Here is an 8,437-nt window from a genome sequence, read left to right as displayed (position 1 = left end):
GTCGGGGGGTGAGCCGCGGGTCGAAGGCGGCGCGTCGCGAGGGTGAGCCCGTGGGTCAGAGATGGGCGGGTTGCGGGGATGGGCCCGCAGGTCAAAGGCGGCGGGTTGCCGGGGGTGGGCCCGCGGGTCGAAGACGCCGCGTCGCGAGGGTGAGTCCGCGGGTCAGAGACGGCGCGTCGCGGAGGTGAGCCCGCGGCTCAAAGGGGTGGGTCCGCGGGTCGAAGACGCCGCGTCGCGAGGGTGAGTCCGCAGGTCAGAGGCGGCGCGTCGCGAGGGTGAGCCGGTCCCGGGCGTCGAACAGGGCGTCCTTGATCATCTGCTCATGGGCGGGGGTGAGCCGGGCCACCGGCACCGAGCAGCTGATGGCGTCGCGCGAGGGGGTGCGGTAGGGGATGGCGATGCCGAAGCAGCGCAGGCCCAGGGTGTTCTCCTCGCGGTCCACCGCGTACCCCTGCTCCCGGATGAGGTGCAGTTCCTCGATCAGTTTCTCGCGGTCGGTGATGGTGTGCTCGGTGAGCCGGCTCAGCGTCTCCGGCAGCAGCTTGCGCACCTGCTCGTCGGAGTACGTGGCCAGCAGCGCCTTGCCCAGCGAGGTGGAGTGGGCGGGCAGCCGGCGGCCGACCCGGGTGAAGGGGCGCAGATAGTGCTGGGACTGACGGGTGGCGAGGTAGACCACGTTGGTGCCGTCGAGCCGGGCCAGATGGATGGTCTCGGTGGTGTCGTCCGAGAGCCGGTCCAGGGTGGGGCGGGCGGCGGCCACGACCTCGTCGCCGTCGATGTAGGAGGTGCCGACGAGGAGGGCGCGCACCCCGATGCCGTAGCGGGTGCCGGTGGCGTCCGTCTCCACCCAGCCGAGCTCCACCAGGGTGCGCAGCAGCATGTAGAGGCTCGACTTGGGGTACCCGACGGCCTCCTGGACGGCGGCGAGGCTGTGCATTCCGGGCCGTCCGGCGAAGAATTCCAGCAGTTCGACCGTGCGGACCGCCGATTTCACCTGGGCCCCGCCCGTCTCGGCAGCTGACATCGCCTTGACCCCTCTGTTCGACCAGCCATAGAGTCCCGAGAGAATTCATCACCCGGGACAGCGTTCAGCATATCGAACACCGTCGTTGTGCTGAGACGCAAGCAGCGGTAACACCACAGCAGGAGGAATCCGCGGTGTCAGCACCAGTGTGGAGCGTCGACCCCCGAACCGGAAAGCAGCGTGAGCAGGTGGCGGTCGAAGCCACGGCGGAGGAGGTCGACCGCGTGGTGCGCGCGGCCCACGCCGCCCGCGGCTCCCTCGCCGACCGTACGGTACGCGCCGCCCTGCTGCGTACCGCCGCCGACCTGCTCGACGAGGCCCGCGACCAGCTGGTCGAGGCCGCCGACGCGGAGACCGCGCTCGGCCCCGCCCGGCTCACCGGCGAGCTGGCCCGCACCACCTACCAGCTGCGGGCCTTCGCCGCCGTCGTGGACGAGGGCGCCTTCCTCGACGTCCGCATCGACCACGCGGACGCCACCCAGACCCCGCCCTGGCCGGACCTGCGCCGCTACAAGCTGCCGCTCGGCGTCGTCGCCGTCTACGCCGCCAGCAACTTCCCGCTGGCCTTCTCCGTGCCCGGCGGCGACACCGCCAGCGCCCTCGCCGCGGGCTGCCCCGTCGTCGTCAAGGCCCACCCCGACCACCCCGCCACCTCCGAGGTGGCCGCCTCCGCACTGCGCCGCGCCGCCGAGCAGGTCGGGGTGTCCACCGATGTGATCGCGGTGGTGCACGGCTTCGACGCGGGGCTGGAACTGGTCAGGCATCCGCTGATCGCCGCCGCCGGCTTCACCGGATCGGTCCGCGGCGGCCGGGCCCTGCACGACGCGGCGGCCGCCCGGCCCACGCCGATCCCGTTCCACGGCGAGCTGGGCAGCCTCAACCCGGTCGTGGTCACCGAGGCCGCCGCCGCCGAGCGCGGCGACGAGATCGGCGCCGGGCTCGCGGGCTCCATGACCCTGGGCGTGGGCCAGTTCTGCACCAAGCCCGGATTCGTGCTGGCCCCGGCCGGCCCGGCGGGCGACAGCCTGGTGAAGTCCCTCACCGACGCGGTCAGCGACACCGACGCCGGGGTCCTGCTCGACCACCGGATGCGGGACAACTTCCTCGCCGGGGTCAAGGAGCGCGCCGAGCTGGCGGACGTGGACGCCCCGGTCACCCCGGGCGCCGGCGGTGAGCACACGGTCAGCGCGGGCTTCCTGACCGTCCCGGCGCGGCGGCTCGCCGAGGGCGGCGCGCACGACGTGCTGCTGGAGGAGTGCTTCGGCCCGGTGACCGTCGTGGCGCGCTACGAGAACGACGAGGAGATCAGCGCGGTGCTCGGCCGGCTCCAGGGCAACCTCACCGCCACCGTCCACATCTCCGCCGCCGAGGCCGAGGGCACCGAGGGCCGGGCCGGTGAGCTGATCGCCGAACTCACCCCGCTCGCCGGCCGGGTCCTGGTCAACGGCTGGCCGACCGGTGTCGCGGTCGCCCCGGCCCAGCACCACGGCGGTCCCTACCCGGCCACCACCTCGACCTCCACCTCGGTCGGCGGCACCGCCATCGAGCGGTGGCTGCGGCCGGTCACCTACCAGGACACCCCGGCCGCCCTGCTGCCGCCGGAGCTGCGCGAGGAGAACCCGCTCGGGCTGCCCCGGCGGATCAACGGCGTCCGGGAGCAGCGCGGCTGAAACCCGGAAGGACGGCCCGGCCGCCGGACGCGCGGGTCCGCCCCGCGCGTGCGGCGGCCGACGGCCGGCCGCTCCCCGCGCGGGGCGGATGATGTCGGAGGTGGCCTCGTTGAGCCCGCCGGAGGCCGCTCCCCGCGCGCCGCGCCGGACCTGGGTGTCGCCGCAGGTCAGCGGGTATCCATAAGGATCGCTTGAGGGCATTCGACAGGGAAACGCGATGGACGCCGAGGAGGGCCCGGCCCATAGTTGATGGGCATGGAGAGCCTGGCCGGCGCCGAGTTCGCGCCACAGACGACGTATCTGAACACCGCTTCCAACGGTCTGATCCCCGCACGTTCCCTGACCGCCATCAAGGCGGGCCTCGACGCCACGGCCGCGGGGAGCCGCCTCGCCGACGCCGCCTACGCCGCGGTCGAGGAGACCCGCGCCGCCTACGCCCGGCTCGTCGGCGTACCCGCGCGCCAGGTCGCCACGGGCAGCTCCGCCGCCGTGTTCGCGGGAATGATCGCGACCTCACTGCCGCCCGGGGCCGAAGTCCTGGTCGCCGACGGCGACTTCAGCTCGCTGGTCAACCCGTTCGCCGTCCGCGGCGACCTCAAGCTGCGCATCGTGTCGCTGGAGGAGATCGCGGAGGCGGTGCGGCCCGGTACGGCGCTGGTGGCCGTGAGTGCGGTCCAGTCGGCGGACGGGCGGATCGCCGAGCTGGACGCCATCCGGGAGGCGGCCCGCGCACACGGGGCCCGCACGCTGGTGGACGTCAGCCAGGCGGCCGGCTGGTTCCCGGTGAACGCGGCGGAGGCCGACTACACCGTCTGCGTCGGCTACAAGTGGCTGCTGTGCCCGCGCGGGGTCGCCTTCCTGACCGTTCCCGAGGACCTGGGCGGGCTCACCCCCGTCTTCGCGGGCTGGGTGGCCGGCGAGGACCCCTGGGCCAGCTGCTACGGACCGGTGGCCGAACTCGCCCACTCCGCCCGCCGCTTCGACGAGAGCCCCGCCCTCCACCCCTACCTGGCGGGCCGGCACTCCCTGGCGCTGATCGAGGAGCTGGGCACCGAGGCCATCGCCGCCCACGACCGCGCACTCGCCGACCGCTTCCGCGCCGGGGTCACCGAACTCGGCCACCGGCCGGTCGCCGCCCCGGGCTCGGCCATCGTCTCCGTACCGGGGCTGGGGGACGCCGCGGCACGGCTGGCGGAGCGGGACGTCGCCGTCTCGTCGCGGGCCGGGAACCTGCGCGCCTCCTTCCACCTCTACAACACCGCGGCCGATGTGGACCGGCTGCTGGAGGCGCTGTCCGGCTGAGGCGGCCCGGGCCTGGACCAATCTGAGTCCGGGCCCGGACCAATCTGAGGGAAGCCGGAGCACTCCGGCTTCCCTCAGATCACGGACGTCACGTCACCGCACGGATGCCATCACCGCGCGGACGCCGGCATCACGGGGATGTCGGCACCGCGGGGGTGTCAGCCCGGCGGGATGCCATCACTGGACGGGCGTGAAGTCCCGGGCCCCGATGAACTCCGGCCGCGGGGCCGGCGCGGCGAACGGCTCGACCGCCGTGTTCTCCACGCTGTTGAACACGATGAAGACATTGCTGCGGGAGTACGGCGTGATGTTGTCGCCGGACCCGTGCATGCAGTTGCAGTCGAACCAGACCGCCGACCCGGCCTGACCGGTGAACAGTTGGATGCCGTGCTTGTCGGCGAAGCCGCTGAGCGCCTCGTCGGACGGGGTGCCCGCGTCCTGCATCTGCAGCGACTTCTTGTAGTTGTCCTTCGGCGTCGCGCCCGCACAGCCCAGGAAGGTGCGGTGCGAGCCCGGCATGATCATCAGGCTGCCGTTGTACGCGAAGTTCTCGGTGAGCGCGATCGAGACCGACACGGTCCGCATGTTCGGCAGCCCGTCCTCGGCGTGCCAGGTCTCGAAGTCCGAGTGCCAGTAGAAGCCCGAGGCGCCGAAGCCCGGCTTGACGTTGATCCGGCTCTGGTGGACGTACACGTCCGAGCCGAGGATCTGCCGAGCGCGACCCACCACCCGCGGGTCGCGCACCAGCCCGGCGAAGACCTCGCTGATCCGGTGCACCTCGAACACCGACCGTACGTCCTGCGACTTCGGCTCGATGATCGAGCGCTCGTCGGCGCGCACGTCCGGGTCGGCGATCATCCGGTCCAGCTCGGCGCGGTAGACCGCCACCTCGTCCGGAGTGATCAGCTGGTCGATCGCCAGGAAGCCGTCGCGATCGAAATCGCTCAGCTCGGACGGTTGCAGCGGCCCCGGTGCCCCGGGCTCGGACCACACCACCGGGTCCACGCGCGGTGTCGCCACCTCCACGGCCCCACGGGTCGGGTACAGGTCAGTGACCGCGGTCATCGGATCATGCCTCCTCGGTCTCGGTGATCAGCGGGTATACGCCGTTCTCATCATGGTCCTCCCGTCCGGTGATCGGCGGGTTGAATACACAGACGCACCGGAAGTCCGTTTTGGGGCGAAGGGTGTGCTTCTCATGCCCGTCCAGCAGATACATGGTGCCGGGTGCGATCCAGTGCTTCTCACCGGTCTCGTCATTGGTGAGCTCGGCCTCACCCTCGACGCACAGCACCGCCTCGATGTGGTTGGCGTACCACATCGACGTCTCGGTTCCCGCGTAGAGGATGGTCTCGTGCAGCGAGAAGCCGACGCCTTCCCGGGCGAGCACGATGCGCTTGCTCTCCCAGGTGCCGGACTTGGACCTGATGTGCCTCTCGGTGTCCTCGATGTCCTTGAAGGATCGGACGATCACGGTGAGTTCTAGCCTTTCTCTTCTCTGCGGAGTGGGAGGGTTATGCGGTCTCGCGGACCGCGCGGGCGAGGGTCCGCAGCCCCTCGTCCAGGTCATCGGGGGAGATGGTCAGCGCGGGCAGCAGCTTGACGACCTCGCTCTCGGGGCCGGAGGTCTCCAGCAGCAGCCCCAGCTCGAAGGCGCGCCGGCAGACCGCCGAGGCACGCGGCTTGTCGTCGAACTCCAGGCCCCACACCAGGCCCCGGCCGCGGAACTGGGTGCCGGGCTGCTCCTCGCAGATGGCGCGCAGCGCCCGCTCGACCTGCTCGCCGCGGGCCAGCGTCTGCTTCTCCATCTGGCCGTCGGACCAGTAGGTGTCCAGGGTCGCGGCGGCGGTGACGAAGGCGGGGTTGTTGCCGCGGAAGGTGCCGTTGTGCTCGCCGGGCTCCCAGATGTCCAGCTCCGGCTTGAAGAGGGTGAGCGACATCGGCAGTCCGTAGCCGCTGATGGACTTGGAGACCGTCACGATGTCCGGGGTGATGCCCGCCTCCTCGAAGGAGAAGAAGGCGCCGGTGCGGCCGCAGCCCATCTGGATGTCGTCCACGATCAGCAGCATGTCCTGGCGTTCGCACAGCTCGGCCAGGGCGCGCAGCCACTCGGACCGGGCCACGTTGATCCCGCCCTCGCCCTGCACGGTCTCGACGATCACGGCGGCGGGCTGGTTGAGGCCGGAGCCCTGGTCCTCCAGCAGCCGCTCGAACCACAGGAAGTCCGGGACCGTGCCGTCGAAGTAGTTGTCGAACGGCATCGGGGTGCCGTGCACCAGCGGGATGCCCGCACCGGCCCGCTTGAAGGCGTTGCCGGTCACGGCCAGCGAGCCCAGCGACATGCCGTGGAAGGCGTTGGTGAAGGAGACGATGGCCTCGCGGCCCTTGACCTTACGGGCCAGCTTCAGGGCGGCCTCGACGGCGTTGGTGCCGGTCGGGCCCGGGAACATGACCTTGTAGGGGAGATCGCGCGGGCGCAGGATGTTGTTCTGGAACGACTCCAGGAACGCGCGTTTGGCCGTGGTGGACATGTCCAGGCCGTGGGTGACGCCGTCACGCTCGATGTAGTCGATCAGCGCCCGTTTCAGCACCGGGTTGTTGTGGCCGTAGTTGAGCGACCCGGCTCCGGCGAAGAAGTCGAGGTAGGTGTGGCCGTCCTCGTCGTACATGTGGCTGCCCTGCGCGCGGTCGAAGACGGCGGGCCAGCCACGGCAGTAGCTGCGCACCTCCGACTCCAGGGCCTCGAAGACGCTCAGGGCGGGCGGGGTGATGGTCACAGCGTTCTCCTGGGAGAGGGGTGTGAGGGGTGTGAAGGGTGACGATGGGGGAGCTGGGGGAGCAGGGGCGGGGTGATCAGGTCCGGTCCGCGCCGCCGAGCGGGCCGATGCGGTAGAGCACCTCGGGCTCGTGCCCGTCGCCGTCGGGGAACAGACCGCCGTGGAAGAGCACCTCGCGCTCGACCGGTGCTCCGTGCCGTTCGGCGAAGGAGGTGAACAGCCGGTTCGAGGCGGTGTTGTCAGGGGTGATCGTCGTCTCGATGCCACGGACGCCCAGCGCGGCGACCCGCCCGGTCAGGCCGTCCAGCAGGGTGGCGGCCAGACCACGGCCACGCCAGGCGTGATCGACGGCGACCTGCCAGACGACGAGGGTCTCGGGGCGCTCGGGGCGGATGTAACCGGTGACGAAGCCGACCGGTCCGCCGTCGGCGTCGCGCGCCACGACGGAGGTGGTCGCGAAGTCGCGGCACCACAGGAGGTAGCTGTAGGAAGAGTTGAGGTCCAGGGCTTTGGAGTCGCGGGCGATTCGCCAGATCGCGGCTCCGTCCTCGACGCGCGGGGTGTCGAGGGTGAGGCCCTCCGGCAAATCCAATTCGCTACGGACAAGGTCTGCTTGTGCGGCGGTCATGCAAATTCAATTTACCCAGCAGAATCAGAAAATGCATCGTGGTGAGGGGTTACGCGGCGAGGGGTGGATGTGTTATCACGCGGGAGCGCGCGGGCGCGCGGCCGCTCGCCGAAAGAGGGTGATTTGTCCGGGAGGTATCGAGGTAAAGCGGATGCCGTGTGGGGTGTGTCACAGATGCGTAATCGGCCGGTGACCGGCTTGAATTATGAGACGAGAACCTGTGGATAACTTTTTTGTTTAGGAATCAAAAAAGCGGGCAGAAGAATCCGGAAGCAGTAGCTTGAAAACGCGGGGAATTCCTCTCCCGGGCTGCCGCGTGTCGCATGGAATTCAATCGGCCATGGTGAACTGCGGGAAGTCGCCCCGCACCGCGAAGGCGCCGGAGGCCCCGTTGCCCGAAGCGGAGTAGGCGTCCCGGCCGGTGTCCCGGTCACCCTCGGCGTGCTGGTACTGCCCGGCGAAGACGTACCGGCCCGCGGGCACGGTCGCCCCTTTCCGGAGCGTCCAGCGGTAGACCAGCACACCGTCCTCGGTGCGGCTGGAGGCGATCACATCACCGGCCGGCAGCGCGGTCCAGGACCCGGTGGACCGCACCTCCCCGGTGTCCGCCACCCGCAGCTCCACCGTCAGCGAGGTCAGCGGCTTGCCGATGGTGAGCGAGATGTCGCTCTGCGTCCAGTACGGGTTGGAATGGGCGTTGATGGTGCCCGTGGACCGCACGGTCGGCTCGGCGAGGTGGTTTGGACCGGCCGCGGTGGGATAGGCGCTCGGCGTGTGCCGCTCAGCAGCGCTCCGCGACCCACCGTCCGGCTCGGCCCCGGGCCGGCTGTCCGTGCCCGTGCCCGTGCCCGCCGGAGGCGCGGGGGGCTCGCTCGAGGTGCGGACCATCTGTGGCCGGTCGGCACCGTCCGTGGCCACCACCGCGATGCCCGCCGCGGCGACCGCGGCGGTCAGCCCGGCGACCGGGCCCACCACCCGGGTCCAGCGCGGGCTCGTGCGCGGGCCGCGGCCCCGGTCGTCGGCCGCCATGGCCGCC

The 8,437-nt window shown here is 71.1% G+C and carries 8 protein-coding genes; 2 read left to right on the top strand and 6 right to left on the bottom strand.

The window, feature by feature from the left end:
- Window positions 1-253 precede the first annotated feature (253 nt).
- Window positions 254-1,024 (bottom strand): IclR family transcriptional regulator, encoded by a 771-nt coding sequence (locus tag AXW62_RS34330; protein WP_030841135.1) that lies wholly within the window; start codon window positions 1,022-1,024, stop codon window positions 254-256.
- A 134-nt stretch (window positions 1,025-1,158) separates the two neighbouring features.
- Here AXW62_RS34330 and AXW62_RS34325 point away from each other — a divergent pair, with 134 nt between their 5' ends.
- Together AXW62_RS34325 and AXW62_RS34320 are read left to right on the top strand one after the other, a co-directional pair.
- Window positions 1,159-2,694 carry an aldehyde dehydrogenase (NADP(+)) gene (locus tag AXW62_RS34325; protein ID WP_060947900.1) on the top strand — a complete coding sequence of 512 codons (1,536 nt, stop codon included), beginning with the start codon at window positions 1,159-1,161 and terminating at the stop codon, window positions 2,692-2,694.
- A 255-nt stretch (window positions 2,695-2,949) separates the two neighbouring features.
- Window positions 2,950-3,996, top strand: coding sequence for an aminotransferase class V-fold PLP-dependent enzyme (locus AXW62_RS34320; RefSeq protein WP_079115931.1), 1,047 nt, complete (start codon window positions 2,950-2,952; stop codon window positions 3,994-3,996).
- A gap of 177 nt (window positions 3,997-4,173) precedes the next feature.
- Here AXW62_RS34320 and thpD read toward each other — a convergent pair whose 3' ends face one another.
- The 5 genes from thpD to AXW62_RS34295 all read right to left on the bottom strand — a co-directional run.
- Window positions 4,174-5,061: an ectoine hydroxylase gene (thpD, locus tag AXW62_RS34315; protein WP_030841143.1), complete on the bottom strand. Its 888-nt coding sequence runs from the start codon at window positions 5,059-5,061 to the stop codon at window positions 4,174-4,176.
- A 4-nt stretch (window positions 5,062-5,065) separates the two neighbouring features.
- Window positions 5,066-5,470: an ectoine synthase gene (locus AXW62_RS34310; protein ID WP_030841147.1), complete on the bottom strand. Its 405-nt coding sequence runs from the start codon at window positions 5,468-5,470 to the stop codon at window positions 5,066-5,068.
- A gap of 40 nt (window positions 5,471-5,510) precedes the next feature.
- A complete protein-coding gene (gene ectB / locus AXW62_RS34305) occupies window positions 5,511-6,773 on the bottom strand; it encodes a diaminobutyrate--2-oxoglutarate transaminase (RefSeq protein WP_030841149.1) in 1,263 nt (420 codons plus the stop codon).
- Window positions 6,774-6,849: 76 nt separating this feature from the next.
- Window positions 6,850-7,401 carry a diaminobutyrate acetyltransferase gene (gene ectA / locus AXW62_RS34300; RefSeq protein ID WP_030841152.1) on the bottom strand — a complete coding sequence of 184 codons (552 nt, stop codon included), beginning with the start codon at window positions 7,399-7,401 and terminating at the stop codon, window positions 6,850-6,852.
- Window positions 7,402-7,731: 330 nt separating this feature from the next.
- On the bottom strand, window positions 7,732-8,437 hold a 706-nt coding region (locus AXW62_RS34295; RefSeq protein WP_060947898.1), incomplete at its 5' end, for a hypothetical protein.

It is taken from the genome of Streptomyces hygroscopicus subsp. hygroscopicus (genome assembly GCF_001553455.1).
Classification (GTDB): Bacteria; Actinomycetota; Actinomycetes; order Streptomycetales; family Streptomycetaceae; genus Streptomyces; species Streptomyces hygroscopicus.
The sequence above is the reverse complement of the archived record's forward strand: the minus strand, read 5'-3'. Positions and strand labels throughout refer to the sequence as shown.

Excerpts from the sequence above, each read along its gene's own strand:
- AXW62_RS34330 (WP_030841135.1), bottom strand. The coding sequence starts at position 1,024 with ATGTCAGCTGCCGAGACGGGCGGGGCCCAGGTGAAATCGGCGGTCCGC.
- AXW62_RS34320 (WP_079115931.1), top strand. The coding sequence starts at position 2,950 with ATGGAGAGCCTGGCCGGCGCCGAGTTCGCGCCACAGACGACGTATCTG.
- ectA (WP_030841152.1), bottom strand. The coding sequence starts at position 7,401 with ATGACCGCCGCACAAGCAGACCTTGTCCGTAGCGAATTGGATTTGCCG.
- thpD (WP_030841143.1), bottom strand. The coding sequence starts at position 5,061 with ATGACCGCGGTCACTGACCTGTACCCGACCCGTGGGGCCGTGGAGGTG.